The 25,823-nt window shown below is 62.9% G+C and carries 25 protein-coding genes and 1 pseudogene; 14 read left to right on the top strand and 12 right to left on the bottom strand.

Going from position 1 to position 25,823, the window contains the following annotated elements; translation table 11 throughout:
- Positions 1-71 precede the first annotated feature (71 nt).
- The 5 genes from ACYCAX_RS15925 (at position 72) to ACYCAX_RS15905 (ending at position 5,077) form a co-directional block, all read left to right on the top strand.
- Positions 72-1,352: a cytochrome P450 gene (locus ACYCAX_RS15925; protein WP_033970185.1), complete on the top strand. Its 1,281-nt coding sequence runs from the start codon at positions 72-74 to the stop codon at positions 1,350-1,352.
- 52 nt (positions 1,353-1,404) lie between these two features.
- On the top strand, positions 1,405-2,436 hold the full coding sequence (locus ACYCAX_RS15920) for a hypothetical protein (protein ID WP_049311165.1): 1,032 nt from the start codon (positions 1,405-1,407) through the stop codon (positions 2,434-2,436).
- Between the two features lie 109 nt (positions 2,437-2,545).
- Positions 2,546-3,334 carry an SDR family NAD(P)-dependent oxidoreductase gene (locus tag ACYCAX_RS15915; protein WP_043158254.1) on the top strand — a complete coding sequence of 263 codons (789 nt, stop codon included), beginning with the start codon at positions 2,546-2,548 and terminating at the stop codon, positions 3,332-3,334.
- 52 nt (positions 3,335-3,386) lie between these two features.
- Complete coding sequence (locus tag ACYCAX_RS15910; RefSeq protein WP_049311164.1) at positions 3,387-4,661, top strand: MFS transporter; 1,275 nt, start codon at positions 3,387-3,389, stop codon at positions 4,659-4,661.
- A 65-nt stretch (positions 4,662-4,726) separates the two neighbouring features.
- Positions 4,727-5,077 carry a nuclear transport factor 2-like protein gene (locus ACYCAX_RS15905; protein ID WP_033970191.1) on the top strand — a complete coding sequence of 117 codons (351 nt, stop codon included), beginning with the start codon at positions 4,727-4,729 and terminating at the stop codon, positions 5,075-5,077.
- 53 nt (positions 5,078-5,130) lie between these two features.
- Here ACYCAX_RS15905 and ACYCAX_RS15900 read toward each other — a convergent pair whose 3' ends face one another.
- The 10 genes from ACYCAX_RS15900 to ACYCAX_RS15855 form a co-directional block, all read right to left on the bottom strand.
- Positions 5,131-5,370, bottom strand: coding sequence for a hypothetical protein (locus ACYCAX_RS15900; protein ID WP_049311163.1), 240 nt, complete (start codon positions 5,368-5,370; stop codon positions 5,131-5,133).
- Between the two features lie 26 nt (positions 5,371-5,396).
- The gene (locus ACYCAX_RS15895) at positions 5,397-6,980 is read right to left on the bottom strand and encodes a phytoene desaturase family protein (protein WP_049311162.1); all 1,584 of its coding nucleotides are present in this window, start codon (positions 6,978-6,980) and stop codon (positions 5,397-5,399) included.
- 44 nt (positions 6,981-7,024) lie between these two features.
- Complete coding sequence (locus ACYCAX_RS15890; protein ID WP_043158259.1) at positions 7,025-7,945, bottom strand: VOC family protein; 921 nt, start codon at positions 7,943-7,945, stop codon at positions 7,025-7,027.
- A 69-nt stretch (positions 7,946-8,014) separates the two neighbouring features.
- Complete coding sequence (locus ACYCAX_RS15885) at positions 8,015-9,322, bottom strand: amidohydrolase family protein (protein ID WP_033970199.1); 1,308 nt, start codon at positions 9,320-9,322, stop codon at positions 8,015-8,017.
- Between the two features lie 52 nt (positions 9,323-9,374).
- Positions 9,375-9,950 (bottom strand): 3-phenylpropionate/cinnamic acid dioxygenase subunit beta, encoded by a 576-nt coding sequence (locus ACYCAX_RS15880; RefSeq protein WP_004350362.1) that lies wholly within the window; start codon positions 9,948-9,950, stop codon positions 9,375-9,377.
- A 74-nt stretch (positions 9,951-10,024) separates the two neighbouring features.
- Positions 10,025-11,422, bottom strand: a complete 1,398-nt coding sequence (locus tag ACYCAX_RS15875) for an aromatic ring-hydroxylating dioxygenase subunit alpha (protein WP_049311545.1) — start codon at positions 11,420-11,422, stop codon at positions 10,025-10,027.
- A gap of 310 nt (positions 11,423-11,732) precedes the next feature.
- Positions 11,733-12,908 carry an MFS transporter gene (locus tag ACYCAX_RS15870; RefSeq protein WP_049311546.1) on the bottom strand — a complete coding sequence of 392 codons (1,176 nt, stop codon included), beginning with the start codon at positions 12,906-12,908 and terminating at the stop codon, positions 11,733-11,735.
- A 110-nt stretch (positions 12,909-13,018) separates the two neighbouring features.
- Positions 13,019-14,254, bottom strand: coding sequence for an NAD(P)/FAD-dependent oxidoreductase (locus ACYCAX_RS15865; protein WP_033970203.1), 1,236 nt, complete (start codon positions 14,252-14,254; stop codon positions 13,019-13,021).
- Positions 14,255-14,267: 13 nt separating this feature from the next.
- The gene (locus ACYCAX_RS15860; RefSeq protein ID WP_033970204.1) at positions 14,268-14,588 is read right to left on the bottom strand and encodes a 2Fe-2S iron-sulfur cluster-binding protein; all 321 of its coding nucleotides are present in this window, start codon (positions 14,586-14,588) and stop codon (positions 14,268-14,270) included.
- A gap of 23 nt (positions 14,589-14,611) precedes the next feature.
- The gene (locus ACYCAX_RS15855; protein ID WP_033970205.1) at positions 14,612-15,880 is read right to left on the bottom strand and encodes an MFS transporter; all 1,269 of its coding nucleotides are present in this window, start codon (positions 15,878-15,880) and stop codon (positions 14,612-14,614) included.
- A gap of 66 nt (positions 15,881-15,946) precedes the next feature.
- On the opposite strand from ACYCAX_RS15855, the pseudogene ACYCAX_RS15850 reads away from it, so the two are divergent.
- The 8 genes and pseudogenes from ACYCAX_RS15850 to ACYCAX_RS15815 all read left to right on the top strand — a co-directional run.
- Positions 15,947-16,777, top strand: a pseudogene (locus ACYCAX_RS15850) (hypothetical protein); the annotation flags it as partial.
- The gene (locus ACYCAX_RS15845; protein ID WP_405045855.1) at positions 16,775-17,719 is read left to right on the top strand and encodes a methyl-accepting chemotaxis protein; all 945 of its coding nucleotides are present in this window, start codon (positions 16,775-16,777) and stop codon (positions 17,717-17,719) included. The pseudogene ACYCAX_RS15850 and the gene ACYCAX_RS15845, both read left to right, overlap by 3 nt.
- 207 nt (positions 17,720-17,926) lie before the next feature.
- Positions 17,927-18,157 carry a ferredoxin gene (locus ACYCAX_RS15840; protein ID WP_033970208.1) on the top strand — a complete coding sequence of 77 codons (231 nt, stop codon included), beginning with the start codon at positions 17,927-17,929 and terminating at the stop codon, positions 18,155-18,157.
- 44 nt (positions 18,158-18,201) lie between these two features.
- Positions 18,202-18,963: an SDR family NAD(P)-dependent oxidoreductase gene (locus tag ACYCAX_RS15835; RefSeq protein ID WP_033970209.1), complete on the top strand. Its 762-nt coding sequence runs from the start codon at positions 18,202-18,204 to the stop codon at positions 18,961-18,963.
- Between the two features lie 48 nt (positions 18,964-19,011).
- On the top strand, positions 19,012-19,956 hold the full coding sequence (locus tag ACYCAX_RS15830; RefSeq protein WP_033970210.1) for a VOC family protein: 945 nt from the start codon (positions 19,012-19,014) through the stop codon (positions 19,954-19,956).
- A 2-nt stretch (positions 19,957-19,958) separates the two neighbouring features.
- A complete protein-coding gene (locus ACYCAX_RS15825; RefSeq protein ID WP_049311101.1) occupies positions 19,959-20,843 on the top strand; it encodes a fumarylacetoacetate hydrolase family protein in 885 nt (294 codons plus the stop codon).
- Positions 20,840-22,462, top strand: a complete 1,623-nt coding sequence (locus tag ACYCAX_RS15820) for an MFS transporter (protein ID WP_049311102.1) — start codon at positions 20,840-20,842, stop codon at positions 22,460-22,462. Before ACYCAX_RS15825 ends, ACYCAX_RS15820 begins: the two co-directional genes overlap by 4 nt.
- Before the next feature lie 79 nt (positions 22,463-22,541).
- Positions 22,542-23,333: an IclR family transcriptional regulator gene (locus ACYCAX_RS15815; RefSeq protein WP_033970213.1), complete on the top strand. Its 792-nt coding sequence runs from the start codon at positions 22,542-22,544 to the stop codon at positions 23,331-23,333.
- A gap of 19 nt (positions 23,334-23,352) precedes the next feature.
- On the opposite strand, the gene ACYCAX_RS15810 is transcribed toward ACYCAX_RS15815, so the two are convergent.
- Complete coding sequence (locus tag ACYCAX_RS15810) at positions 23,353-24,543, bottom strand: thiolase family protein (protein WP_049311103.1); 1,191 nt, start codon at positions 24,541-24,543, stop codon at positions 23,353-23,355.
- A complete protein-coding gene (locus ACYCAX_RS15805; RefSeq protein WP_049311104.1) occupies positions 24,543-24,941 on the bottom strand; it encodes a Zn-ribbon domain-containing OB-fold protein in 399 nt (132 codons plus the stop codon). The genes ACYCAX_RS15810 and ACYCAX_RS15805 overlap by 1 nt, the downstream gene beginning before the upstream one ends.
- 137 nt (positions 24,942-25,078) lie before the next feature.
- On the opposite strand from ACYCAX_RS15805, the gene ACYCAX_RS15800 reads away from it, so the two are divergent.
- Positions 25,079-25,780 (top strand): SDR family NAD(P)-dependent oxidoreductase, encoded by a 702-nt coding sequence (locus ACYCAX_RS15800; RefSeq protein WP_033970216.1) that lies wholly within the window; start codon positions 25,079-25,081, stop codon positions 25,778-25,780.
- Positions 25,781-25,823 lie beyond the last annotated feature (43 nt).

The raw sequence follows: 25,823 nt of genomic DNA, 5'->3' as shown, positions 1-25,823 counted from the left end.
CTGATGGCCGGTCTGCGTACCGGCGTCACTCGACTTCCGACAACAACAATTCCACAGAGTGGTTGAATCCGATGAGTACCAGCACCGCCTCCGCCCTAGACCTCAAGAATAACTACACCGCCGTTTCCGAGACCTACCGTGGCACCGATCTGGACATCCATGAGGTGTGCCGCGAGCAGCTCCTGAAGTCACCGATCTACGAGGGCGACTTCATCACCCAGTTCGGCGTACCGACCAACGCCGGTATCCAGCAGGGAACTCGGCCGACCTTCGCCCTGTTCAAGTACCAGGACGTGATGGCCGTGCTGCGCGACGGCAACACCTACACCAGCGGGTTCATTGCCGAAGGCCTCGGCGCCTTCTTCGACGGCCTGGTGATCCTGGCCATGGACGGCGAGGCGCACCGTAAGGTGCGCGCGCTGCTGCAACCGGCCTTCATGCCCGAGAGCGTGAACAAGTGGCGCGGGCAGATCGACGAGGCGATCCGCGAGGAATACCTAAAGCCGCTGGTGCCGCAGAAGAAAGCCGACCTGATGGAGTTCGGCCTGGAACTGCCGATTCGCATCATGTACGCGCTGATGGGCTTCCCCACCGATGACCCCTCCAAGTACAAGCAATACGCCGCCTGGGCGCTGGCCATGGTCGGGGGCAACCAGATCGACCCGGCGAAGATGGCCGAGGCGCGCAAGCAGGCCGGTATCGCGGTCAAGGGCCTGTACGACGCCATCCAGGGCGTGGTGGTGCAACGCCGCGCCGAGGGCAGCCATGGCGATGACGTGGTTGGCCGCCTGCTGCGTGCCGAATACGAAGGGCGGACCCTGGACGACCATGAAGTCATCACCTTCACCCGTTCGCTGCTGCCCGCCGCCGGTGAAACCACCACACGCATGTTCGGCTCGGTGATGGCCATGCTACTCACCACCCCGGGCCTGTTGGAGCGGGTCAAGGCTGATCGCTCGCTGATTCCCAAGCTGATGGACGAAACCACCCGCTACGAGCCGGTGGCCACCTTCAAGGTGCGCGAGACAGCCAAGGACGTCGAGTTCCATGGCGTGAAGATTCCCAAGGGCTCCTTCGTGCAGTGCATGGTGGTATCTGCCAACCGTGATCCGGATGCCTTCGAGAACCCCGATGTGTTTGACATCGACCGCAAGCTCAAGCCGTCCTTCGGCTTCGGTTTCGGCCCGCATATGTGCATCGGCCAGTTTATCGCCAAGGTCGAGATCAATTGCTCGATCAACGCCATCCTCGACCTGTTCCCCAATATCCGCCTGGATCCGTCGCAGCCCGCGCCCGTCATCGAGGGCGCGCAGCTGCGCGGCGTTTCCACGCTCCCGGTGATCTGGGACTGAACCCGGTCACGCCTCGCGAACCTTTCGACAACAACGACAAGAGACGAATGCCATGAGAACGTTCAAGACGATTCCCGAGCGCGGCGACTTCGGTTTCCAGCAACTGGTCGGCCCACACAAGGTGACCGGCGCGGCGATGGCCGGCAGCCGTGGCTTTTTCGGTCTGCGCCTGAGCAAAAGCTCGCCATTCGGTTCGGTGCGCGACGAGGACGGCAACATCTATTCCTTCGTGCGCTCGCTGATGGCCCCGGGCGGTACGCCCAACCCGACCAAGTTCTACTACCTGAACAACCATGTGGATGGCGTCAACCTGCGCATGGACCACGAGAAGATGGCCCGCCAGGCGCTGACGCCACTACCGGTACAGACCCTGGAAGGCGACACGGTGCGCTGGACCAACCTGCCCGGCGAAGCGGGTAACGGCTGGGAAATCACCGCCAACAGCGAGCGCCTGACCTGGCGCGAAGATGGCCTGTTCCAGCTGGAAGGCCGCCTGCTTGGCCCGGGCCTGCAGTGGTATTTGCCCGGCGTGGAGTGGGGCACCTTCTACGTCTCGCAGCTGTGGGAGCTGTCCGGTGTCTGCGAGGGACGGCCGGTGAGGGGCGCGATGGCGCTCGACCAGTTCTACATGGCCGAGGGGGGCGCGATCCACTTCCAGAAGGATCTGGTGGTCAACAACAACAAGCACGTGATCTGGTGGTCGTTCGCCAACCTGTACGAGGACGGTAGCTGGGAGGCAGGCTCCTTCATGGTCGGCCATGATCACCTGGGTTATGCGATCTTCAGCAACGACAAGGGCGAAGTGCGCGTGACCACCGATATCGAGGGGCAGACCAGACACAAGGACGGCAGCTACTTCCTGGAGTCGGCGCGGATCGTCATCGAGGGAGAGGAAGAGTGGGAATTCCTGCCCGACCCCAGGGGCGAGATGATCGACTTCGTTGGCGGCTTCCCCGTCACCGCGCAACAGGAAGGGCGCTGGCAACGGGTCGGCGACACCCGCAAGCCTTCGCACTGGCTGGCCTGGGGCGAGTCGGATCGGCGCAACGGCTCGGCGCGCAACGTGCCGGGCGCCGATATCTGATCCGGCTTGAGCCGACGCCCGCGGTTCGTTGACCGCGGGCGCGAACCATTCCGGACAGGGGCGACCCGAGCAAGAACAATCCTGAACAAGAACAATAAGGAACCAGGTGATGAGATTCGACAAAAAGGTGGTATTGGTCACCGGCGCCGGACGTGGCATGGGCCGCGCAATCGCCCTGGCCTACGCCCGCGAAGGTGCCAGGGTCGTGGTGTCGGCACGTACGCCACGGCATGGCGAGGAAACCATTGCGCAGATCACCGCGCTGGGCGGTGAGGCCCATCTGGTCGGCGGCGATATCGCCGATCGTGCGGCAGTCGGGGCGATGGTCGACGGTGCCATCGAGGCTTTTGGGGCACTGGATATCCTGGTGCACTGCGCCGCCGATACGGCCTCTGGGCTGATCGCCGAGATGGCGGACGAGACCTTCGATCATCTGGTGCGCAGCAATATCCAGTCGCTGTTCTGGCTGGCCAAGGATGCCGCGCCCCACCTGTCCAGGGCCCAGGACAAGGGCCGGATGATCTTCATCTCCTCCGGCGAGGCCAATCGCAAATACACGCCGACGCTGATCCCCTACAGTTCCAGCAAGGCGTTCATGAATGCCTTCGCCCGTGGGTTGGCGGTGGAGTTCGGTGCGCTGAACATCCTGGTCAATGTGATCGAGCCGGGGCTGATCGGCACCGACCATATGCTCGAAACCCTGGGGGAGGAACTGCCGCATCGACTGGCCGAGCGCTTCCCCGTGCCACGCCTGGGACAGTCGGCCGATATTGCCGCCGCCTCACTATTCCTGACTTCCAGCGAGGCTTCCTATATCACCGGCACTTCGTTGCTGGTCGACGGTGGCGCCACCATGGTGGCGATGCCCAAGGTCGAAGAAATCCTCAAGGGGCATTGAGCCCGATCCGTACGGCCCGACTGACACGGCGGTCCGAGATAGGAGTCCTCATATGTCCGATACATCCAGTTCGCCCCAGCGGGCGGCCATCGACCTCACCGAGTTCAAGCGCGGCTGGCGCATCCTGCTGCTTGGCCTCGTCGGTATCTGCACCAGTATCAGCGCGGGTCTGCTCTACGGCTTCGGCACCCTGGTGATTCCCCTCGAACAGGCTTTTGGCTGGAGCCGGGGTGAACTGCAGGCGTCGATTACCTTCCTGTTCGCCGGCGTGGCGATCTCTACCCAACTGGTCGGCCCGCTGTACCGCCGTTTCGGCCTGCGCCGGGTGGCGATCATGTCGATCGTGATGCAGGTGATCGGCTATGCGGCGATCACCTGCATCGAGCATTCCATCGGCTGGTTGTACTTGGCGTTCTTCGCCATGCCGCTGGTTTGCGCGGGAACCATCGCCATTACCTGGACGCAACTGGTCAACCTGTGGTTCGAGCGCAACCGTGGCCTGGCCCTGGCGGTCATTCTTTGCGGTACCGGGCTGATGGCGGTGCTGCTGCCGCCACTGCTGGCCAGGCTGATCGCCCAGTTCGGCTGGCAGGCGGGTTTCTTCACCCTGGCCGCGCTGCCGCTGCTGTTCACCTTGCCGATGGCATTGCTGTGGATGCGCCTGCCGGGCGAACTGGAGCCGGCGTTGCCGGGGGGAAGCGAGACGGTAGCCCAGTTGGACGGTCTCAGCTTCAGCCAGGCGCTGCGCTCGCCGGTCTACTGGAGTTTCAACGTTGCCCTGATCCTCTCGGTGTGTCTGACCGTCGGCATGGTCACCAATATGGTGCCGATGTTGCAGGGCAAGGGGCTTTCCGCCCAAGTGGCGAGCCAGGTGTTCAGCAGTTTCGGCATTTCCATCATCGCCGGGCGCTTGCTGGTGGGGTATCTGCTGGATCGCTACTCGCCGATCCTGGTCGCGGTGATCAGTCTGGCACTGCCGGCCATAGGTTGTGCGATTTTCCTGTTCGGCGGCGTGCAAAGCATAGCGCTGCTGGTGCTCGCCACCCTGTGCATCGGCGTCAGCGCTGGAGCGGAGTTCGACCTGGCGGCGCTTCTCATGGCGCGTTATTTCGGCCTGCGCGAGTACGCGCGGATCTTCGGCCTGCACCTGGGGTTGATCACCATCGTCTCGGGGTTGATGCCGGTGTTCTTCGGCTACCTCTATGAGGCTTACGACGGTTATTTGGCAGTGCTGCTGTGCTGCCTGGCCTGTTCCATCATCGGCCCGTCGATCCTGCTCTGGCTACGGCCGGCAGCGGTGGTCACGGTCCAACAGCAGCACGCCTGAACACTGAACAGGTGTGTGAAAAGTCCGGCGGGCCAGATCCGCCCATGGCAACCGAGGAGAAATCAATGAGTGCGCAAGAAGCCATCGAGCATTTCCTGCATGGCCAGATCGAATGCTGGAACAACGGTGACAAGGAGGGGTTCTTCGAGCATTACCGGCGGATGTCGCCCGCCAGCCTGAGCATCGAGTACGTCGGCCGTGCCTTGCCGACCGATCCATGGCAGATCCTGGAAGGCATGTGGGAAAACCAGCAGCCGCGTTTTCGCATTGAGGTCAAGCAAACCATCATCAACGGCGAGGAAGCTGCCTGCCATCATCGCAACGCGTTGCGCGACGGCAGCGGCGGTATCGAGACCATCGAGCTGTACCGTTTCCAGGACGGCAGGCTGTGGGTGCGTTACTTCATCAAGACGTGAGGAGGCAATATGGGGCGCGACCTCGGTCGCGCCCCATTCGCACTGGATGAGCGTCAGCGTTTCACCCGGGTTGTCCTGCGCGTGGCCAGCCAACCCTGGAACAGGATCAGAGGCAAGCGCAGGATCCCGCCGATACCGAGCAGGCGGGCGGCCTGCCAGCAGTCTTGTGGGTGGACCAGGATGGTAGTGGTCATGGCGCCCATCACCTTGCCCTTGATGACCAGTCGTTGCTCATCGCGGGTGATGGACTTGATGTCCACCATCTCCACACCTTCCTTGCTGAACATCTTCATGCTGCGCTCGCTCCTGCAAGGGGTGGTCAGGCACCGACCAGTTCGTCGAAATCCAGGCCGGACTCTTCCAGCAGCACCCGTGCCACGTTGCGCCCGGAGGCGGCGGTGACACCGCCGCCGGGGTGGGTGCTGGCGCCAGCCAGGTACAGGCCGTCCACTGGCGACTTGTACTGGGCGTAGCCGGGGGCTGGGCGGTTACCGGCGATCTGCCAGGAGTAGGAGCCGAAGTGCAGAATATCGGCGCCGATCATGGCGTTGTTGTGGCGTTCGATGTCCAGCGGGGTCATCCACGAGAAGCCGAGGATGTTGTCGTCGTCCATGTTGGTGGTGAGCTTACGCAAGTCGTCGAGAAAAGCGTGGGCTACCTCTTCGCCGATCTCGTCCCAGCGCTGGGCGCCGCCCTTGAGGTGGTAGGGGCAGAAGGCATACATGTTGAGCACGTGCTTGCCTTCCGGGGCGCGGGTCTTGTCGTAGGTGTCCTGGGTCACGTAGGCGATGAAGTCGCGGCGCGGGATGCCGTATTCCAGGTCGCGGAAGGCGCGGGAGAATTCCTCGGGGTCGGAATGCGAGCGCTCCACCCAGAAGAAGTCGTCCACCGCTGGGCCGACCTTGTAGCGCGGTGCCTCGCGCAGCGCAACATGCATGTTGAACGGCTGGAAGCTGCTGTGCTTGAGGGTGCGGATGCGCTGCTCAAAGCCTTCGGGCAATTCGCAGCCGGGGACCATGGCGGGGAACACCTGTTTGGCGTGCAGGGTGGAGATCACGCCCTGGCGAGCGAGGATTTCCTCGCCGCTGTCGAGGATCACGCCGCTCGCCTTGCCGCCGTCGATCTTGAACTGTTTGATCGGCGCCTGGGTGCGTACCTCGCCGCCGTGGTGTTCCAGGCAGGCATGCAGGGCGTCGGCGAAGGCCCCGGAACCGCCGACCGGGATGCCCACGCCGTACCGGTGCATCAGCGGCAGGATGATGTAGAAGCCGAAACCGGTGCCGTTGTCGAACGGGTTCATCATCGCCTCGGAGGCGTAGCGGGCCAGGGCGATCTTGACCTTGTCGTTCTCGAACCATTCGCTGATGTAGTCCCAGGCGCTCATCGCCTGGGTGCGCATCAGTTCCTGGCCGACCTGGCTCTGTTCCATCATCAGCGCCTGGTGCGACGCGCTCGGCGGCGTGTTGAACATGCCCATGACCAGCATGTCGAGGTTCTGGAACACCTGGTGGTTGAAGCGGCGGTAGGCATCGGCGTCGCGCTCGGAAAACTTGGCGATGGCTTGGCAGGTGCGCTCCAGGTCGGTGTAGAACTCCAGGGTGCTGCCGTCGTCGTAGAAGATCGCGGTCATCTTGTCGGGGTTGATGTACTTCAGGCCGAACTTCGCCTTCAGCTCCAGTTCGTCGTTGCGCAGCAGCGGGTTAGCCTGCAGCAGGGTATGCGCCACCGAGCAGACGTCGTGCTTGAAGCCGGGAATGGTCAGCTCGCGGGTCATGACCCCGCCGCCGACCTTGTCGTTCTTCTCCACCACGCACACACTGCGCCCGGCCTTGGCCAGGTAGCAGGCGGCGACCAGGCCATTGTGGCCGCCGCCGGCGATGACGATGTCATAGATCTTGCTCATCTTTTTGTCCTTTTTCTGTCGATGTTGGTGCTGGATTCGCGTGTTCAGTCGTCGGGGTAGCGTTCCACGGGCATGACGCTCGGGCCAAGGATCGGGCCGACCCGTTCATGGCCCCAGACGCTCAGGTGCTCGGGGTTTAGCTCGAAGCCGTCGTGGTGCCAGGGCTGCAGTTCGTGGATGCACTCCACGGCGAACCCGGACGGGCTGAAGTGGTAGAAGGAAACGTGCGGGTCCTGGCTGTGCTGGCCGAGGGTCATCTGCATCGGCAGCGCGCGCTGGCGCACGATGTCGTAGGTTTCGCCGAGGTCGCGCAGGCTTTTGACGAACAGGCCGATATGCTGCACGCCCTTCATGCCGGGCGCATGGCCGAAGGCGATGTCATGGCTGGTCTTGTCGTTCAGCTTGGCGCGGAAGAAGCCGGTGCGGCCCTTGCCGGCGCCGGCGCCGTACCAGTGGAAGCCCATCAGCTCGATGAAGAAGGCTTCCAGGTCCGGGCCGTAGTCCGGCGTCATCAGGACGATATGGCCGACGCCGCGCTCGTCGGCGACGAAACCGCCGTGCGGGCGGCCGGGAACGAACGAGCGTGGCGTCCATTTCTGTCCGTAGAAGAGTTCGTGCTGGTAGCCCGCCGGGCAGCGGAAGCGCACCAGTTCGCGCACCCCGCGGATCTCGCGCAGAGCCGCGTCGCTGACTTCCAGGGCCACGCCGGCTGCGCGAAAGCGCGCCACGGCGGCGTCGAAGGCCTGCCGCCCGCGGGCCTCCCAGCCGATGTAGGCGATGCGGTCGGTGGGGCCGGGGTGAAAGGCGATGCGGTGCCGACGGTCGTCGCTGCGCAGGTACAGGGAGTCGGGGTCGCCCGCCGCGGCGTTGCCCAGGCCCAGGCCGAGCACCTGCGGTGCGTACTCGCGCCAGGCGTCCAGGTTCGGGCTTTCGAAGCCCAGGTAGCCAATGCCGATGATGTCCATGCTGGCCTCTTGTGATTGTCTTGAGCCGCCCCCTCCCGGCCTTTGCCCGGGAGGGGGCCATGGCCTTGCCTACAGCGCGGTTTGGGCGTCCGCCTGGGCGAACATCGCGTTGATGTCGCCGGAGGTCACCGGCTTGCCTTTCTCACGCTTGGGCGCCGCACCGCCCATGCCCAGTGCGGGCTCGATATTGACGTGCGTGGCCTGGGCGCGCAGGGCGCCGACCGTGCAGTTGTCGCGGCCGAGCAGGGCGAACGGGTCGTAGGAGAACTCGCGCATGGCGTTGAGGTGGGTGACCTTGTGGATGGTCTCCTTGGGCAGCTTGCGCAGGCTTTCCCAGGCCACCTCCGGCGAATTCGGCCAGGTGCAGTCGGAGTGCGGGTAGTCGCATTCCCAGGTGACCATGTCCTCGCCCACGTCCGGCAGGTTGCGCAGGCCGAAATCGTCCTCGATGAAGCAGGTGATGATGTGCTTGCGGAAGATGTCGCTGGGCTTCTTGCCGCCGAAGTCGGCGTTGGTCCAGGCGTGGTGGTGGCGATGAGTGAAATCAGCGCGCTCCAGCAGGTAGGGGATCCAGCCGATGCCGCCTTCGGAGAGGGCCATGCGCAGGTCGGGGAACTTCTTCCACATCGGCGCCCAGATCCAATCGGCCGCCGAGTTGGCGATGGAGATCGGCATGGAGGTGATCCAGGCATCGATCGGCGACAGCTCGGAGGCGTGCTCGGCCTTGATGCCGGTGCCGATGTGGCAGCAGATCACCACCTTGTTGTCGGCGCAGGCTTTCCACAGCGGGTCCCAGTAGTCGCTGTGGATCGACGGGAAGCCGTGCAGCGCCGGGTTGTCGGACAGCGACAGGGCATGCACGCCTTGCTTAGCCAGACGTGCAACCTCTGCAGCAGCGGCCTGCATGTCCCACCAAGGTACTAGCATCAGTGGAATGAAGCGTCCCGGGGCGGCGTTGCACCAGTCATGCAGGTGCCAGTCGTTGTAGGCCTGGATCGCCGCCAGGGACACGGCGCGATCCGCATGTACCTGGAAGCGCTGGCCGGCGAAGCCGGGGAAGGTCGGGAAGCAGATCGAGCCAAGGATGCCGTTGGCGCTCATGTCGTCGACGCGGGCCTTTATGTCCCAGGTGCCGCGGCGCATGTGCTCGTAGCCCAGCGGCTCCATGCCGTACTCTTCCTTGGGCCGGCCGACTACGGAATTGAGACCCATGTAGCCGGTGGCCTGGCCTTCGAATACCCAGACGTCGCGACCGCCGTGCTGCTCGACGCGCGGCTGGCGGCCCTTGAAGCGTGCCGGCATGTGGCGGTCGAAGGCGCCGGCCGGTTCGATGGCGTGGTCATCCACGCTGACGAGGATCATGTCTTCGAGTTGCATTGTCGTTCTCCGTGGTTGGCCGCAGCAGTGGCCTTTACCCCTGTCGGGTCGATCAAAGGAAAATGCCGAGGTTCGGGGTGCCGATCACCGCCTGGTCCAGCAGGATTTCGCGCCGCGCCAGTTTCAGCTGGCCGTTCTCGCGGCGCAGGATGTCGTGGCGTTCGCAGGGGATCAGGTCGAAGTCGTCGAAGTCGAAGCGGCTGCGGGTCACCAGCAGGTAGCTCAGCACCTTGTATTCGTCGGCCTTGTCGGTGCCGAACACGCGGACGTTGCTGACCAGGCGCCGGGTGCGCGAGGGCGGGTCCTCACCCCAGGCGCTGCGGGTGTCGGTGATGCGCATGATGCGCACCATCAGCGAGCCATGGCTCTCGTGCAGGTGCTGGACGTTGCGCACCACGGTCTGCTGTTGCTGGCGATTGGGACGGGTGAGGCGCAGTGGGGCGTTGTACTCGATATCCAGGGTCAGGGTTTCGCTCCACTGCTTGAGTTGCAGGGTGTCCAGCAGCTCCGCCTCGTCGTAGAGGAAGTCGACGATTTCGCTGTGCAGCGGGCTGCCGCTGGCGATGCGCTTGCTGCGGTCGGTCGGCGGAAGGGGCGTGGGCGCGAGCAGGGTCTGTAAGTCGTTCATGGCGATCTCCGTGAGGCTGTGCGTGCCGTCGGCCGCGCTACGCAGCCGGGCAGGGTGTACGAGGGGCAGGGTGGTCAGGCCGTCATCAGCGCGTGCCAGTATTTCCACCATTGCCACTGGGTATCGTCCTTGGTGAAGCCCTCGCCGACATGACCGGGGCCGGGCCAGTCGGCAGGCTTGGCGTCGTCCTCGTACAAGGCCTGATACTTGAGGGTGATGGCCTCGCTCATCGCTCCCTTGGCCGCTAGGGTCATGTGTGGCCAGGTATCGGAGTCATCCTGCTCGACCATGCCGGAGGTGCCGAGCAACTGGATCGACTGGCGCAGCATGCGCGCCTTGATTTCCGGCGGGGTGTCCTTCTCGGCGAGGATCCAGTTGACGAATTCCAGCTTGTCCGGCCCCTTGGGGATATAGGCGTGCAGGGCCATGGCGCCGAGCACGGTGCCGTCCGGCTGCGGCAGGTAGATGAATTCGAACAGGCCATTGGGGAAGAAGTTGCCCACCTGTGGCGGCCGCCAGCTCATGACGTGCAACTGCTCCGGGCTGAAGCGCTTGAGCAGCTCGGGGACCATTTCCCGGGTGATGCCCGGTGGCGGCAGCAGGGTGAGTTTTTCCTCGGCACTCATGGTGGACGGGTCGCGCCCGGTGAGGCGCTGGATCTTGCGGTCCAGTTCGATGCAGCGCATGGTGTGGCCGTGTTCGGTCCAGACTTCAACGCCGTACATTTCCGGGCTGAGGTCGCCGCCCTTGCCTTCGGCATCCGGCTTCTTTGCATAGGGACCGACCTCGCCCAGCCAGCGGTGCAGGGTCAGGGTGTGGAAGCCGTCCGAGGCGGATTGCTCGCATGCAGTCTTCCAGTTGGCACGGATGATGAAGCGCTGCGGCGGGCCGAGCACTTCCATACCGGCGGTGGTGCGGCACCATAGGGTGTCGAAATACCACTTGGCATCGCCGAGGAAGTCCTCGAAGGACGGGCCGTTGACGTTCCAGGTGGCGAAGATCAGGCCGCCATAGACGGACACGCGGGCCTTGTGCAGGCCGAGTTCGGCCTTCGTGCGCATCTTGCCGTGCATGCATTCCTTCTCCACCGGCGCGGCGATGAAGTCGCCGTTGGGGCGGAATGTCCAGCCATGGTAGATGCACACATGGGCGGCGGCATTGCCGCCGTCGACGGTGGAGATCTTCATGCCACGGTGCGGGCAGACGTTAAGCGAGACGTGGATCTGCTCGTCGCTGGAGCGGGCGACGATCACCGAGTCGGAGCCCATGTCGCGGACGATGAAGTCGCCCTTGTTCGGAATCTCTGTCTCGTGGCCGAGGAAGACCCAGGTCCTGGCGAAGATTTTCTTCATCTCCAGGGCATAAAGCTCGGGGTCGGACAGCGTCCGCATCTTCACTTCATGTTTTTCCAGATCAATCAGGTCCGAAATCCTCGTGCCGTCGCTCAGTGCCGGGTTGGTAGTACTGGTCATAGTCGGTCTTCGCTCTTGTTGTTTTATATGAACAAAAAATAGATTTATGTTCATTTGCGAGCCGATTATCTGCCCCGTGGAGGGCTTCTGAATTGATCTGGGTCAACGGCTGCTCAGGGCTGAAAACCACCGGTCAGGCACGTTGCTACTCCGCTGGATAGCCTTGCAGGTCTTTGGAGTCGGGCTTATGGAGGCGTGTGCGGCAGATTCGCCGACGGCCGGGGCGCTGGCTGCAGAATGCAGGTTTCGATTTTTATGGGCAGTATTATTTAAATTGTTCAGTTAGTTTTCGGCCGCCAGCGTCCACGCTTCACCGGCCGGAGCGCTGGCGCAGGCACAGCACCAGGGTAAGGCCGAGGGTCGAGAGCAGGGCCGAGCAGAAGAAAATCCATGACAGGCCGAAATGCGCGGCCACCAGGCCCATCAGTGGGCCGGCCAGCCCTACGGCCAGGTCGAAGAACAGCGACAGCGTGCTCAGGGCCGAATTGCGGTTGTTCTCCGGCGTGCGCGCTAGGGTTTCCACCCCCAGCCCCGGATAGACCCAGGACACGCCCAGACCGGTCAGCGCCGAGCCGAGGATCGCCACCAGGGGCGTAGGCGCCAGCCACACGAGTAGCAGCCCCAGGGTTTGTACCATCAGGCAGAACGTGACCACCCGGTAGCCGCCGAAGCGCGGTAGTGCATTGGGCGACGCCAGCCGGGCACAGATGAAGGCGATGCCGAAGGCGCTCAGGCAATAGGCCGCGTTGTTCCAGTCCTGACTGTCGAAGTACAGGGCGACGAAGGCGGTCAGGCTTCCGAAGCCCACCGAACTGCAGGCGACGGCCAGGCCGTTGGGCAGCACCGCGAGGAACACGCTGTGGAACGGCAGGCGTATGCCCGGCAGCAACGGTGCCGGCGGTCGGCTCCGGGCGAACAGCAGGGGCAGCAAGCCGAGCAGGGTGATGCCGAAGCCGATGCCGGCGAGCCCCAACTGGTCCCGTACCAGAACGCCGAGCGGCGCGCCGAGGGCGGTTCCGCCGTAGGCGGCGATGCCATTCCAGGACATCACCTGTGCGGTGCGCGACGTACCATGCAGGCCGATGGCCCAAGTGCAGCAGGGCGTGGAGATCAGCGCCGAAGAGATGCCCTGGAGGATGCGCCCGGTGATCAGCAGCGCCAGGCCGACACCCAGGGGCAGCGGCAGGATGATCGCCAGGGCCGTCAGCAGGCCGCTGCCGGTCAGCACGGCCAGTCCGGTCATGACCGTGCGCTTGGCGCCATGGGTGTCGGCAAGCAGGCCGGCCAGTGGGCGCGACAGCAGGGTCGTCAGGTATTGCGTGCCGATCACCAGGCCAACCATGGCGCTGCTGAATCCCAGGGTATTCAGGACATGGCCGGGCAACACGGCCAGGGGGAGTCCGTTGGCGATGTAGGAGGCGAAATTGAAGCAGACGATCGAAACGATCGACAGGCCGGTGGGAAGCGATTGGCTGCGGGCGTTCATCAGGTGTCGCCTTGAGCGGACGGGAGTGCGGACAGGCCCGGTCGCAGGAAGCGGGATTGGCCGTGGCGCTGGTTGACGCCGCGCCCGGCGGTGGGCGCGGCGGTGGTCGTTCAGTCGCGGTTGGCGGCTTCCCAGGCCTTGAGCTCGAAGCCTTCGGCGGCGGCCTCGGCGGCGCTCAGCTGCGGCGGGCGGGAGAGAATCTTGCGCGCGGCCATGTGGTCGCCCGGTCGGTTGCAAGACTCCACCGCGACCAACTGGTCGTCACGGAAGCACAGTACCGAGAGCTGCTGGGTTTCCGGCGAGCCGAGGATGACGGTGCTGTCGTAGCCGGTGGAGAGCCCGGCGATCTGCAGCTTGAGGTTGCCCTGGTCGGTCCAGAACCAGGGCAACGCACTGTACGGGGCCGGCTTGCCGAGCAGCCGAGCGGCCACATTGCGTGCCTGGTCGGCGGCGTTCTGCACGGATTCCAGGCGAGTCGGTTGCTCGCCGTTCTGCAGGCAGGGGAAGCAGGCGACGTCGCCGAGAGCGGAGATGTGCGGATCGGAGGTCAGCAGATTGGCGTCCACGCGGATGCCGTTCTCGATGGCCAGACCCGCCTCGCTGGCCAATTGGGTGTTGGGAATCACGCCGATGCCGAAAACTACCAGGTCGGCTGGCAGTCTGCGTCCGTCTGAGGTCTCGACGCCGCTGACCTTGCCATCCTTGCCGTCGATGCGGGTCAGGCCCTGGCGGAAGTCGAACTTTACGCCCCAGGACTCATGCGCCTGGCGGAACAGTTGGGACATCTCCGTCGAAACAGCGCGCGCCATCGGCCGATCGCCAAGCTCCAGCACGTGCACGCTGGCGCCGAGTTCGGCGGCTACCGCAGCGAATTCCAGGCCGATGAAGCCGGCGCCGACTACGACCACACTGCTGGCTGCCTTGGCCAGGGGGGCGAGGGCGTCGGCATCCTGTTTGGTCTTGACGCCGTAAACGCCCTGCAGCTCGGCGCCGGGCACCGGCAGTGGGCGGTTGTGCGCACCGGTTGCCAGCACCAGGTGATCGTAGGCGACCGCCTCGCCGGATGCGAACAGCACGCGACGGTTCTGTCGGTCGATGGCAGTGGCCTGGTCGTGGCGCAGGTCTATGCGTTGCTTGACGAAGAAATCGGCGGGGCGGAACAGCAGGGCATTCTCGGTGATCTTGCCGAGCAGGTAGGCCTTGGACAGCGGCGGGCGCTGGTACGGCAGGCCCGGCTCATCGCCGATCAGGGTGATGGTGCCGTCATACCCTTCTTGTCGCAGCGAGGCGGCAACCTGGAAACCGGCCTGTCCGGCGCCGACGATGACTACTGAGGCGAGTGACATGGAAACCTCTTCTTCAGAATTGCGACGCGGGCAGGCGCAGCACCATGCCGTCGAGCTCTTCGCTGATGAATACCTGGCAGGTCAGGCGGCTGTTGTCGCGGCGCTCGACGGCGCAATCGAGCATGTCGTTCTCGGTGCTGTCCATCGGTGGCAGACGTTCCAGCCAGGTTTCGTCTACGTAGGCATGGCAGGTGGCGCAGGCGCAGGCGCCGCCACAATCGGCGGGGATGCCGGGCACGGAGGCAAAGGTGGCGGCCTGCATGGCCGATTGGCCAACGTCTGCGTTGACCTGGTGTTCGGTACCGTTGTGTTCGATGAACGTCAGTGTGGGCATGGTGTTCTCCTGGAATGTTCGGATCAGGGATGGGCCGCGAGCGGTGTTGCGACAAAGCGCGGAACGCGGCCGAGAGTCAGCAAGAGCAGGGGACCGACCAGGCTGCAGGCCAGGGTGTAGGTCAGCATGGCCGAGTAGGAGTCGGTGCGGCTGAGCAGGAAGGCGAACAGCAGCGGGGCAAGGGCAGAGGCCACGGTATTCAGGCCTTGATGCACGCCGAACAGCCGTCCGTACTCGCGTACACCGAAGTAGCGCGCGATCAGGAAGGCGGCGATGTCGAACTCGGCGCCGGCGCCGAAGCCGACCAGGATCGCCGCCAGCAGCAATGGTGTGAACTCGACGGTGCCGCTGAGGTAGATCAGGCAGCCGATGGCTGGCAGGGCCAGGCTGACGGCGGATACCAGCGGCGGCCACATGCGATCGATCAGGTAGCCGATGAGCAGACGGCCGAAGATCAGGGCGATGCCGAAGCCGCTGAAGATCAGGTTGGCATCGCTGGCTGATAGGCCCTTGCTCTGCAGCATCGGCACGGTGCTGGTGACCATGCCGACGATCGACGAGATCACCAGGCCCAGAGCCAGGTTGCAGGTCCAGAATTTCCTCGAGCGCATTCCTTCGCGAAAGCTCATGCCGGGCAGGTCCAGCAGTTCCCTGGCATGCCCCTGGCTGCTTTGCGTCGTGCTGGCGGAGAGCCTGAACCACAGCAGGGTCAGCGGCAGCAGGACCAGCAGATTGAGCAGGGCGAGGATGACGAAGGCCGCGCGCCAGTCCCATTGTTCGATGCCCCAGGACAGCAGGCGCGGGACGACCGCCGCGGTCAAGCCGGTACCGGACAGGCCGATAGCTAGGGCCAGCCCGCGATTGCGGTCGTACCAGAGGCTGAGCAACTGGGTCCAGGTTACCGCCAGCGCCCCCATGCCGATCAAAGGCAGGACAGCGAAAGCTAGGTATAGCGACCAGATCGATCCGTTCAACTGAGTGGTAGCTAGGTAGCCCAGAGACAGCAGGGTCAGCGAGATGACTGTCACCCGCTTCATGCCGTAGCGCAAGTTGAACCAGCCAACCAGTTGCAGCGAGATTACCGCGCCACCGAAGAGGAAAGTTATCGCCGCCTGAAGGTCGCTCTTGTTCCACCCGAATGCCGCTTCCAGCGGTACTACCAGGGTACCGAACCCATAGAGCAGGGCAGCATTGATGCTGACAGCAACCCCAACCACGGATAGCAGCAGGATACGCCATCCCCGTTTGAACTCGGTGAAGTCGATAGCCGCTTCGTTTCGGGCGGTAGACATGCTTTGGCGTCCTTTATTGGTTTTGTAGGGCCGGGTCTCGAGCAGGTAAGGCTTTTGTTTGATGTTATGAACATAAATGTTAATACTGTGCAAATAGTATGGCGGGGCAGCGGGCCTGTCCAGCTATCTTCCATAACAACAAGAACGGTGAGTGCCATGATGTTTCTGAGAGGGCTGTCGATCGGCGCCAAGCTTCTCGTACTTCCAGGGTTGTTCGTCCTGTCGCTACTGATCGTGTCGGGGATGGCCTATCGGGGGCTGGTCAAGCAGCACGCCGTGATCGAGGAAATCGACCACCTGCGCTTCCATCAGTATCGCCAGGTCCTCGAAACCTCCTCGGCTTCGCAGGCGGCGATGGTGGGCGCCTATGCTGCGGTAGTGCGGATCCTCGAGTCGAATGGCTCGGCCTCCAGGGAGGAGCTCGAGTCCTATCTCGAGGATATGCAAGACAGTATCGATGACTTGCAGGCAGGGATGGGCAAACTGGCTCAGGAGACCCGCCTGGGCGACGAGGAGAAAGCGCTCTATCGAGCCGTGGAAGATCAGGCTGGAGTGGTCGGCGAAAGCTTGTCTGACTTCAAACGCACGGCCGTTGATGATCAGTTGCAGGCGGCGGCGTTGCTGGGGCGAATACGTGCCGAATACAACGGTTTGCAGGGGCAGTTCAACCGCTTGCTGGGGGTGCAGGCGGAGTTGACCTCCAATGCCTTCGTCGAGGCTGGCGACTTGCAGCGGCAGTTGTCCAGGATGCTGATTGTTGTCCTCGTTGCAGCTAGCGTTCTGGCCCTGTTTGTCAGTCTGCTGTTGCGTCGACAGATTGTTCGAGCCATTCGGGAAATTGAGCAGGCTTCCGTGAGGTTGCGCGATGGCGACCTGACCATCCGTGTGCGAGTAATGGGGCGTGACGAGATAGCCCATACTGCGCAGGCTTTCAACGAGCTGATTGACAGCTTTCAGCAGGCAATGCGGCAGGTCACCAACGTGGCAGTGTCAGTTGGTGCCTCAGCGGAACAGTTGGTGGATGCCTCCGCACAGGTGGCTGAGAGCTCCACTGCGCAGGTCGATGCTGTGGGCGCGGTATCGCTGACTATCGGGCAGATGAGTGACGGTATAGCGACTATTTCCAGTCATGCGGAAAACTTGCGCAGTTCGGCGGAGGCGAGCCTGCATGGGGCGGAGAATGGTCATCTGGCGCTGTCACGCTTGCTCGAGAAGATCGACAGCGTGCGTCACGCGTTCTCAGAGATACGCGGATCGGTAGGCGACTTCGTGGAAAGCACCGCGGCCATCACTGCGAGCATTACTCAGGTCAAGGGCCTGTCGGCACAAACAAACCTGCTGGCCCTCAATGCGGCTATCGAAGCTGCGCGCGCCGGCGAAAGTGGACGTGGATTCAGCGTGGTGGCGGACGAGGTACGCAGCCTGGCGCAACGTTCCGCCGTGGCGGCCAACTCGATCAACGAGCTGACCTCGAAGCTGGAGGGGCAGTCTGAAGTGGTGGACGAAGCCTTGCGCGCTGGCACTGTGGCGCTGGAGGACAGCAGCAGGCTGCTGGCTGACCTGGAGTCCACGTTACAGCAGGCTGCGGAATTGGTGGGGGATTCCACTCGTGGGGTTGAACAGATTGCCGATGCGGTCCGCGTGCAGAACGCCGGTGGACGGAACGTGGCTCTGAATGTCGAGCGCATTGCGCGCATGGCGGGAGAGGGGGATGCAATTGCCCATAGTGTCTCCAGTGCCGTTATTTCTCTACGAGGACTCTCCGAGGAGTTGACCCTGGCGGTAGGTCGCTTCCGCTTTCAAGGAGAGACGGAGGCGGTCGACTGCATCTTGGTTTGATCTTGTGCGGGAGCAGCGATTGTGTTTGCCCTTCTGTTGCCGACGGATCGGCGGCAATTGGCCGGTTTTGGCGGTCTGGGGGATCGGTCGCAGCTATTCGAGGCGAGATGGCTTTGGTTTTCTTGGGGGTGAAACGGGCATTTGTTTACAAAATTGAGAAAAGTGTTCATTATTTTTACGTCTGCCTGGATGGATAAGGAGAATAAGATGAGTTCCGACAAGGCCCGATTCGAGGTTGTGGTCGAGCGCAGCCGCTGCTGTGGCTACGGTCTCTGCGCTGCGATCTGTCCCAGCATCTATAAGCTGGATGCCGATGGCTTAGTTTACGTCGATAACAAGGCTGTTCCCGTCGAGCTGGAGGACGAGGCGCGAGAGGGCGCCGAAGCTTGTCCGGCCGAAGCCATCTGGCTCGAAGAGATCAAGCCCGAGGGGCGATAGCGGTAGCCGATCCGAGAAAATCAGAATAAGAAATGGAGCATGTAATGACTGGGCGTCTTGAAGGTAAAGTCGCGCTGATCACCGGAACTGGCGGTGGCCAGGGTAGGGCGGCGGCGCTGCGCTTCGCCCGCGAGGGCGCTATTGTCGTGGGCTGCGACTTTAATGGTGCAGCGCACGAGGAAACCGCCACTCTGCTAAGCGCTCAGGGACTTCGTTTGCATGGTCGAGCGTCCGTCGACCTCGGTGACCATGAGCAGGCCAGGGCTTGGGTCGAGGCGGCCGTCGTTGAGCATGGTGGCATCGATATCTTGTACAACAATGCATCGGCGGCTCGCTTCGGCAAGGTCAATGAACTGTCTGTCGAGGATTGGCATTACACCATTCGCAACGAGATCGACCTGCTGTTCTATACCACCAAGTACGCCTGGAACCATCTGGCCGAGCGGCGCGGAGTCATTATCAATGTTTCTTCCACAGCAGCCTGGGGCGGCTCCAAGGTCGCGGGAATTTCCGCGCATGCCGCAGCGAAGGGAGCGGTGGTGTCCTTTACTCGGCAACTTGCTGTCGAAGGGGCTCCCCTGGGGATTCGCGCCGTTAGTCTAAGTCCGGGCTTCATCGCTACCCCGGGAACCTCGGAGTTCCTGGAGAATCCGGTGGCGCGAGCGGCGCTTCTCGATGGTGTCCTGATGGATCGTCCTGGCGAGCCGGAGGAAGTGGTCGCCCTGGCGTTGTTCCTGGCATCCGGCGAGGCTTCCTTCGTAACCGGGTCTGATTTCGTCATCGATGGTGGTCTGCTGGCTATCTAGCTAGGCACAACAGTTCCTCCCAAGACATTCGAACAAGAAGGTGAAGGCATGGATATCATCGGCATCGGTTACATGGGGTTCGAGACCGCGAACCTTGACGCCTGGCGCGAATATGGCCCGCAGGTCATGGGCTTCGGCGTTGGCAAGTCGCCGGACAGCGATCTGGAGTCGTTATATTTCAGGATCGACGACCGGCGGCACCGCTTTGCCTTTCATCCCGGCAAGGTGGATCGCCTTGCCTATATCGGTTGGGAGGCGGTTGGACGCATGGCCTTCGAGGCCGGTCTGAGGAAGCTCGAGGCTGCGGGAGTTGAGTTCGTCCGTGGCGATACGGCGTTTTGCGAGCTGCGTGGGGTGCGTGAAGTAGTACGTTTCCGCGATCCGGTGGGTTACCAGTACGAGCTGTTCTACGGACAGAAGTGGACGCCGCGCTCTTTCATTCCCGGTCGACCGCATACCGGTTTCCTGGCCGATGAACGTGGTGCTGGACACGTAGTGGTGATCACCCCGGAATACACCCCGGAGCTAGAGCGCTTCCTGCTTGATGTGATGGGCTTCCACTGGTACGGAGCCGGCGCCGGCAAGGGCCGAACCGGCTTCTTCCGCGCCAAGCTGAACGACAAGACCAGCCATGACATTGCCTACGGCCACGGTCCAGGGCGCATGGGGGTGCAGCATGTCGGTCTGTTCGTGCGCAATGTGCGGGATGTGGGGGAAACCTACGATATCGTGCGCAAGCGTGAACTGCCGATGATGATGACTCTTGGCCAGCACAGCCAGGATCCGCATCTGTCCTTCTACCACTTCACCCCCTCCGGCTTTGCCTTCGAGACCATAGCCGAGATTGAGCCGTGGCAGGGCGATCCCTATGAGCTCAACCCCGAGACTCTGAGTCTATGGGGTCATGAGATGGTTGGTCCGATCCTTGGGCCGAGCGTGCGTACCCCCGAGGAAGTGCTGGACGCTGAGTACCTAGCCGGCAAGAAGCGCTGAGCTTGCGCCTGGCTAGGGTGGAGGTGGGCGGTGAGGTATTCTGGGGGTTGCTCGATCCGGATCTGCAGCACCTTCGTCGTGTTCGCGAGCCATTCGCTGCTTGGGCGCAGGCGATCGGCCAGGGGGGCTGGATCAACCTAGGACTCGATGATGAACGCCTTGCGCTGTCGGCGTGCCGTCTGCTGCCGCCCTTGGAACCGGGGGCGCGTGTTTTTGGCGTGGGCTTGAACTATCGTAGCCATCTTGAGCGTCTTGGCAGTTCGCCTCCGGCTCATCCACTGGCCTACTTGAAGCCGGATTCCGCGCTGGTGGGGGCGTACGACGAAATAGCCTATCCGGCCCTGACCGGACAGCTCGACTATGAGGTCGAGTTGGTCGCTGTGGTTGCCCGGCCGCTAGGCGAGGAGGCGCAGGCCAGCGCTTGCCTGCTCGGCTACACGGTCGGCAATGACATCAGTGCGCGGGATGCGGGGAGGCGTATCGGTCGCCTCGACCTGCTAACCCAGAAATCCATGGATCGCACTACACCGATCGGTCCCTGGATCGTCACTCTCGACGAATTAGGCGGCATCGGACAGCCTGAGTTGGAGATGGGGCTGGAGGTCAACGGTGAGCCGCGCCAGAGGGACAATACTCGGCAGATGATCTTCCCGGTGGACGAATTGCTCAATTACCTCGATGCGCGTATCAGCTTGCGGCCGGGCGACCTGGTGTTCACCGGCTCGACTCACGGTGTGGGCCTGGAGGACGGTCGCTTCCTCGCGTCGGGGGATTTGGTCGAGGCGCGTATCGGCGGGATCGGCGAGCTGCGCAACCGGGTTGGCCGCCAGCGTAGACTGCCTGCTGCGCGAAGTGCTGGGCGGCTGGGCAGGCCCGACGGCGAATGAGTATGGACAGGCAGGCCAACGTTGCTTTGGCAGGGGCGGAACACTCTTCGTTCTGGGCGCCCTTGCGTCATGGGCTGTTCGTCAGCCTTTGGCTAGCCTGCGCGCTTGCCAACCTAGCGATCTGGATGCAGACCGTGGGGGCAGCTTGGATCATGACCCAGCTATCGGCATCACCCCTGATGGTTTCCCTGGTGCAGACAGCCATTACTCTGCCTGTCTTCCTGTTCGGTTTGCCGGGCGGGGTGCTCGCTGACCGCATGGATCCGCGCCGTCTGTTGCTTCTCACCCAGGCGGTCATCTTGGTGGCGGCCGCAGCGCTCTGCCTGCTGGATTGGGTGGGACTGCTGGGGGCCTGGTCGCTGCTGCTGTTCACGTTCCTGCTGGGGGGCGGCAGCGCCTTGGGTATGGCGGCCTGGATGGTGACTGTGGTCGGAGTCATCCCGCGTGAGCAGGTGCCGGCGGCGGTCGCTCTCAATGGTATTTCCATCAATGCCACTCGGGCCCTGGGGCCGGCTCTGGCCGGCCTACTGATCGTCTGGTGGACCAGTGCCGCAGTATTTCTGGTCATCGCACTGTGCATGGCTGCAGTGCTCGTATTCATCTACCGTCTGCCGGCTCGCGTCCATGCCGACGGCTTACCACCTGAAACCTTAGCCGGCGGCATGCGCAGCGGCCTGCGCTACATCCGCCACTCGACGGTTCTGTCTAGCGCGCTCAGGCAGGTATTCGTGTTCACCAGTTGCGCCAGCGCGCTATGGGCGCTGATGCCGCTGGTAGCCAAGGAGGAGTTGCACATGGACGCGGGTGGCTATGGACTGCTGATGGCGTTTATGGGGACTGGCGCGGTCCTTGCTGCGCTCGGCCTGACCAGCGTCTATCGGCGTTTTGCTCTGCGACGGTTGATCGATATCGGGGCCCTCGCCTTTGCCGTGGCGACCCTGGCGGCGGCGCTGTCGCGCAGCCAGGTGGTGATCTGCGCCACGCTTCTGCTGGCCGGCATGGGCTGGATGGCGGTGAACGCGACCATCTCCACCGTGGTACAGACTTATGCTGCGAACTGGGTGCGAGCACGTGTCGCCTCGGTATACCTCCTGGTGCTGATGGGCTCGATGGCCCTTGGTGGTGCCCTGTGGGGGGCTATCACGCAATACCTGGGCTTGCAGCAAAGTCTGCTGCTATCGGCATCGAGCATCTTCCTGGGCTTGTTCCTGACTCGTAGCGGGGCCATCGAGATGGGCCGCGAAGCTGACTTTGCCGATGCCCTGCAGACGGATAAGCCGATGCTGGTCGCTGAGGGCGTCGACCACGGCGACGGGCCGGTGTGCATTGAGGTCGGCTACCAGGTGGATGCTGCCGGACGTGAGGCGTTCCTGCGTGTGGTTTATGGCGTCGGCCAGACGCGACGGCGTAATGGTGCGCGGAATTGGCGCTTGTACCGTGATCTAGAGGAGCCCAACCGCTACGTAGAGCGCTTCATCGTCGAGTCGTGGCTGGATTACCTGCGGCAGTGCGGGCGCATGACCCGGGGGGACGTGGCGCAGGCAGTACTGCTTTCGCCTTTTCGCGAGGACCGATCGATCCGACGCTATATCAATCAAGCACCGGTAGAGGGTGTCTAGAAATCTCTATATTAAATTTGCTGGCCGATAGTGTTCTCGTTATAGAATTTATCGGCTGAAAATAATAGAGAACGCTCCTATGGAAAGCCCAGAGTTCACGGAAGCAGGCAGTAGTCGCAAGGGTGCCAGCGTCACGGTGAAACCGGTCGCTAACGCGATTCGCATTCTCCGCCATTTGAGTCAGAGCGGGGCGCCGGAGCGTTCGGTGGACATCGCCCGGCGCCTGTCGATCAACCCCAGCACCTGCTTCAATATCTTGCGTACCTTGTTCATGGAAGATGTGATCGATTTCAACCCGATGTCCAAGCGCTATTCGGCCGGCCTGGGGCTGGCCCGCCTGGTTGGGCAACTGGTTACCCAAGGGCAGCGTGTGCAATTGGTTAAGCCGCTGCTACAGGAATTCGCAGCGCGCATGCAGGTAACCATCACCCTTTGGCGGCGCATGGGGGCGGATCGCATAGTCATCGTCAGCTCGGCGGCCAGTCCTGCCGATGTGCGCATCGACATGGCCGAGGGGCAGCGCTTTCCGATGCTGATGGGCGCCAGCGGTCGGCTGTTCTCGACCCAGTTGGACCTGGACACGCCGGCATTCGAGGATATCTACCATCGGATACGCTGGGCGCGTCCCTTGCCAATCGAGATCTATCGCGAGGAGGTTCACCTAGCCGCGGAACGGGGTTGGGCAGTGGACGATGGGTATTTCTCGGTTGGTATCCAGGCAGTCGCTGCGCCAGTGTATTCCCCTGAGGGCACTATCGATTTCACTGTCTCCGCCGTGATGTTCCGCGGCCAGCGAGACGACGAGGGGGTTGGCGAACTGGCTGCCGAGCTGATCGAGTTCTGTGCCGAACTGGCGGGTATTCTGTTCTGATCTCTTGCTGGTGGCCGTGTCAGTCACGGGCCAGCAGCAGGCTGCCGCCCAATGGGCCGCCGCCGGCGGCCACCACAGAGAGTGAATGCGGAGCAGTCTGGCGTCCTCGTGCGCGTCCCCATAACTGCAGACATGCTTCGTGGACATAGCCTAGGCCGTGGGTGCGTCCTCCGGACAGTTGGCCACCGTTGGTATTGAGTGGCAGCTCGCCGTCCAGGGCGATCCTCCCTCCGCCTTCAACAAAGGCGCCGCTTTGTCCCACCGGGCACAGACCCAGGGCTTCCAGCCAGATCATGGTGAGGATCGAAAAGCCGTCGTAGAGTTGAGCCGAGCCGACATCAACCGGCGTGTAGTCGGTGCGCGACCACATCATCCGGGCAACGTCGAAGGCTGCCATCTCAGTCAGGGAGATCTGGTCCCAGGACCACGGCTGGTTCAGTGCGGCACCGATGGCCTCTATGCGAATCGGAGTATTGCGCGTGTCCCGTGCGGCATCGCGGCGCGACAGGACGATGGCGGTGGAGGCATCGCAATGCACATCACAGTCGTACATGCGTAGGGGCGTGGAGATCATCCGCGATTGCAAATAGTCGTCCATCGTCATCGGTGTGCGGTAGATGGCCTTAGGATTGCGCGCAGCATTGCGCCGGCAGGTCAACGCGATCTGCGCGAGCTGTTCGGGGCGCGTGCCATAGTCGTGGAAATGGCGCTGCGCGTAGAGGGCCATCAGGTTGATGCCGGACATGATATTGAAGGGCGTCAGCCATTGCCAGGCGTAGCTGCTATCACGTCCCTGGGTCTTGTTGGTCAGCGCTCCCGCCTGCTTGTTGTGCTGGCGCGCCGAAGCCTCGGTGATGGTACGGAAAACCAGGACGTGGCGGCAAAGACCGGCGGCGATGGCCATCGTTCCGTTGATCACCCCGGCCAATGGGCCGGGCCCCTCGTAGCCGGCGCCGAACCAGTTGACGTTCAACCCCAAGGCGCTTTTCAGGGCGCTGGGACCGACCGGCGAGAAGGGATCGCCATTGTTGTTGTCGCCCGGCCAGCAGGCGACGCCGTCGATCTCATGGCGCTCCAGGCCAGCATCGGCAATGGCTTCCAGGCAGGCATCAAGGGTCAGGCGCATGGCCGACTTGCTGGAAGGTCGGGCCACCTCGGACTGACCGATGCCAGTGATGGCGACCTCTTTTTCGTAGCGATGAGGGAGCATCATTGATCCTTCTCGAACAGAGGGAGCCAGACATCCTCGACGTGGAGGAAGCTGACCCGTACAGGCATGTCGATCCGCACTTGGAGCGGGTCCATCCCAATTACATTGCTGACGAAACGCAGGCCCTGCTGCTCGACCAGCTCGATGATGGCGACGGCGTAGGGCACTTCCAGGTCAGCGACCCAAGGCTGGTAGTTGAGGGTGTAGCTCAGCACCTTGCCTTTTCCTGATACCTCACGAGGTGCGACGTCCAGGCTCGCGCAGCGGGGGCAGATTGGCCCGGGCGGGTGGAAATAGTGCGTGCAGCCATGACAGTGGTGGATCAACAGTCGACCGTGCTCGCCGCCTTGCCAGAAGGCGCGGTTATCAGCGTTGAGGGCGGGCAGTTTTCTGATCATTCGCGGAACCTGAGAGCACTGGTTTGGATGTATGCGTGCTAATAATTGCACATATTTTTTAAAAGTGTCATATATTTGTGCGGGGCTATGCGCTAGCCATATAGCTCGCCATCTAACAACAAGAGGATCCTTTTGCCATGTCCCGGCCTTTGCAAGACAAGACAATCATCGTCACCGGCGGCTTCGGTGCCCTCGGCGGGGCCGTGGGCCGCCTGCTGCTGGAGCGCGGTGCGCAGGTTGCTCTGCTCGATCGCACCGAAGTTCCAGCTAGTCTGGGCGATGTTTCTGGGGTTCTGCCCTTGGGCGGCGTCGACCTAACCTCTGCCGAGTCGGCGCGGTTTGCTGTGGCCCGGGTGGTGGAGCGCTTCGGACATCTCGACGGCCTAGTCAACGTCGCTGGCGGGTTCGCCTGGGAATCATTCGAGGATGGTGCTTTGGATACTTGGGATCGCCTGTATCAGATCAACCTTCGTACGGCTCTAGTCAGCAGCCAGGCTGCGCTGCCCTATTTGCTTGCTGCCGCATCCGGACGCATCGTCAACATTGGTGCTCTAGCATCCCTGAAGGCGGGCCCGGGCATGGGCGCGTATGCCGCCTCTAAATCCGGAGTGGCACGCCTCACTGAGGCGCTGGCTGAAGAGTTAAAAGACCGTGGGGTCACCGTCAATGCTGTACTGCCAAGCATCATCGACACCCCAGCGAATCGCGCAGCCATGCCGGACGCCGATGCCAGTCGTTGGGTAACGCCGGGAGCTTTGGCCAGAGTGATTGCGTTCCTGCTCTCGGACGACGCCACACCTATCACGGGTGCCTGCCTGCCCGTATCTGGTCGGGTATGACGCCCGTGACCTTCTGCTGCTCTTCGACTGGAGTACAAAAGTC

It is taken from the genome of Pseudomonas sp. MT3 (genome assembly GCF_054720805.1).
The sequence above is the reverse complement of the archived record's forward strand: the minus strand, read 5'-3'. Positions and strand labels throughout refer to the sequence as shown.

Excerpts from the sequence above, each read along its gene's own strand:
- ACYCAX_RS15835 (WP_033970209.1), top strand. The coding sequence starts at position 18,202 with ATGACTGGGCGTCTTGAAGGTAAAGTCGCGCTGATCACCGGAACTGGC.
- ACYCAX_RS15810 (WP_049311103.1), bottom strand. The coding sequence starts at position 24,543 with ATGCTCCCTCATCGCTACGAAAAAGAGGTCGCCATCACTGGCATCGGT.
- ACYCAX_RS15865 (WP_033970203.1), bottom strand. The coding sequence starts at position 14,254 with ATGTCACTCGCCTCAGTAGTCATCGTCGGCGCCGGACAGGCCGGTTTC.
- ACYCAX_RS15925 (WP_033970185.1), top strand. The coding sequence starts at position 72 with ATGAGTACCAGCACCGCCTCCGCCCTAGACCTCAAGAATAACTACACC.
- ACYCAX_RS15870 (WP_049311546.1), bottom strand. The coding sequence starts at position 12,908 with ATGAACGCCCGCAGCCAATCGCTTCCCACCGGCCTGTCGATCGTTTCG.
- ACYCAX_RS15800 (WP_033970216.1), top strand. The coding sequence starts at position 25,079 with ATGTCCCGGCCTTTGCAAGACAAGACAATCATCGTCACCGGCGGCTTC.
- ACYCAX_RS15820 (WP_049311102.1), top strand. The coding sequence starts at position 20,840 with ATGAGTATGGACAGGCAGGCCAACGTTGCTTTGGCAGGGGCGGAACAC.
- ACYCAX_RS15830 (WP_033970210.1), top strand. The coding sequence starts at position 19,012 with ATGGATATCATCGGCATCGGTTACATGGGGTTCGAGACCGCGAACCTT.
- ACYCAX_RS15885 (WP_033970199.1), bottom strand. The coding sequence starts at position 9,322 with ATGCAACTCGAAGACATGATCCTCGTCAGCGTGGATGACCACGCCATC.
- ACYCAX_RS15920 (WP_049311165.1), top strand. The coding sequence starts at position 1,405 with ATGAGAACGTTCAAGACGATTCCCGAGCGCGGCGACTTCGGTTTCCAG.
- ACYCAX_RS15890 (WP_043158259.1), bottom strand. The coding sequence starts at position 7,945 with ATGGACATCATCGGCATTGGCTACCTGGGCTTCGAAAGCCCGAACCTG.
- ACYCAX_RS15845 (WP_405045855.1), top strand. The coding sequence starts at position 16,775 with ATGGGGCGTGACGAGATAGCCCATACTGCGCAGGCTTTCAACGAGCTG.
- ACYCAX_RS15900 (WP_049311163.1), bottom strand. The coding sequence starts at position 5,370 with ATGAAGATGTTCAGCAAGGAAGGTGTGGAGATGGTGGACATCAAGTCC.
- ACYCAX_RS15805 (WP_049311104.1), bottom strand. The coding sequence starts at position 24,941 with ATGATCAGAAAACTGCCCGCCCTCAACGCTGATAACCGCGCCTTCTGG.
- ACYCAX_RS15880 (WP_004350362.1), bottom strand. The coding sequence starts at position 9,950 with ATGAACGACTTACAGACCCTGCTCGCGCCCACGCCCCTTCCGCCGACC.
- ACYCAX_RS15815 (WP_033970213.1), top strand. The coding sequence starts at position 22,542 with ATGGAAAGCCCAGAGTTCACGGAAGCAGGCAGTAGTCGCAAGGGTGCC.
- ACYCAX_RS15860 (WP_033970204.1), bottom strand. The coding sequence starts at position 14,588 with ATGCCCACACTGACGTTCATCGAACACAACGGTACCGAACACCAGGTC.
- ACYCAX_RS15875 (WP_049311545.1), bottom strand. The coding sequence starts at position 11,422 with ATGACCAGTACTACCAACCCGGCACTGAGCGACGGCACGAGGATTTCG.
- ACYCAX_RS15905 (WP_033970191.1), top strand. The coding sequence starts at position 4,727 with ATGAGTGCGCAAGAAGCCATCGAGCATTTCCTGCATGGCCAGATCGAA.
- ACYCAX_RS15855 (WP_033970205.1), bottom strand. The coding sequence starts at position 15,880 with ATGTCTACCGCCCGAAACGAAGCGGCTATCGACTTCACCGAGTTCAAA.
- ACYCAX_RS15910 (WP_049311164.1), top strand. The coding sequence starts at position 3,387 with ATGTCCGATACATCCAGTTCGCCCCAGCGGGCGGCCATCGACCTCACC.
- ACYCAX_RS15915 (WP_043158254.1), top strand. The coding sequence starts at position 2,546 with ATGAGATTCGACAAAAAGGTGGTATTGGTCACCGGCGCCGGACGTGGC.
- ACYCAX_RS15895 (WP_049311162.1), bottom strand. The coding sequence starts at position 6,980 with ATGAGCAAGATCTATGACATCGTCATCGCCGGCGGCGGCCACAATGGC.
- ACYCAX_RS15840 (WP_033970208.1), top strand. The coding sequence starts at position 17,927 with ATGAGTTCCGACAAGGCCCGATTCGAGGTTGTGGTCGAGCGCAGCCGC.